This window comes from Mesorhizobium sp. M2A.F.Ca.ET.039.01.1.1 (genome assembly GCF_003998035.1).
Lineage (GTDB): Bacteria > Pseudomonadota > Alphaproteobacteria > Rhizobiales > Rhizobiaceae > Mesorhizobium.
Genome location: NZ_RZRY01001232.1, coordinates 1 through 1,112, shown reverse-complemented (window position 1 = coordinate 1,112; position 1,112 = coordinate 1). Strand labels below are relative to the sequence as shown.

Annotated in this window: 1 protein-coding gene and 1 pseudogene; both read right to left on the bottom strand. The window is 64.1% G+C overall.

The genetic code is table 11. The annotated features are described in order from the left end of the window. A pseudogene (locus EOA24_RS38880) lies at window positions 1-788 on the bottom strand (MFS transporter); the annotation flags it as partial. A gap of 72 nt (window positions 789-860) precedes the next feature. Continuing rightward, window positions 861-1,055: a DUF1192 family protein gene (locus EOA24_RS38875; protein WP_126080827.1), complete on the bottom strand. Its 195-nt coding sequence runs from the start codon at window positions 1,053-1,055 to the stop codon at window positions 861-863. Window positions 1,056-1,112 lie beyond the last annotated feature (57 nt).

Sequence of the window (1,112 nt, the reverse complement as noted above, 5' to 3'; positions counted from 1 at the left end):
GTTGTATCGGAAAGGCGCCCGGCCGGAAGCTGCATGGCGGCGCCGGAAACGACGACAAGGCTCATCATCAGCGCGATCTCGGCGGTGGAGATGCCGATGCGCGCGCCATAGACGGCGCCGAGCGTGCCCCAGGCGCCGTTGGCTATGCCGATCAAGAGGCACGCCACCGCCGACACCGGCGAATTGGCGTACAGGCCTTTGACGTCGAGCTTGACGTCCTGCAGCGGCTTCGGGGTCGATTGGGTAGAAACCGCCGTCGGAATGAGCGAAAGGCAAAACAGGATGCCGGTGATCATGAACAGCGAGGCCGATCGTACGTCTCCGCCGGCGACGATCATCTGGCCGCCCATGATCGATGCATAGGTAACCATCATATAGAGGCCGAAGACGGTGCCGCGGTTCTCGTTGGTGGCCTTCTCGTTCAGCCAGCTCTCGATCACCATGAAGGCGCCGGCCATGGTGAAGCCGGTGAAGGCGCGCAAAAGAATCCAGAAATATTCATCGATGATGAGGCCGGTGAGCAGCGCGATGATGGCGCCCGACGCGGCGAAGGCGCCGAAGGCCCGGACATGGCCGGCGCGGCGCACAAGGCGCGGGGCGAAGAAACAGCCGGTGACGAAGCCGCCTGCCCAGGCCGTGCCCATCAGGCCGAGCGATGCGGTCGAAAAGCCCTCGATCTGGCCGCGCAGCGGCAACAGCAGGCCGTGCAGGCCGGATGCCGCGAGCAGGAAGGCGGTACCGCGCAGCAGCGAGAGGATCGGTCGGTAGGTTGCAAACATCGCTTGATCCTGGTTCGGGCGCCGGGGTCTGAAAACAGGCGTATTGGGGCTTTTCGGCGGCGGTCTTGCGCGCCGACGAAATTATCCGCGCCGGAACAATGCGTCGGCGGCGGATTTGGTGGCGCTCTTGGCGGCCCGCTCTGCCTCAAGCCTGGCGATCTCGTCGCGCAGCAGGGCGATGCGCTCCGACAATTCGTCGACGGAAAGCAGCGAGAGGTCCTGCCCGATCTCGTGCGGGCGCGCCTTCTTCCGGGGTTCGTCGTCGAAGATCGCCATCGTCGCTTCTCCCTTACTTGGCCATTTGCCTGATTTGGCAATCAGCATACATAGAGC

Bases quoted from the DNA above. Each gene is read 5' to 3' on its own strand.
- EOA24_RS38875 (WP_126080827.1), bottom strand. From the start codon at position 1,055: ATGGCGATCTTCGACGACGAACCCCGGAAGAAGGCGCGCCCGCACGAG.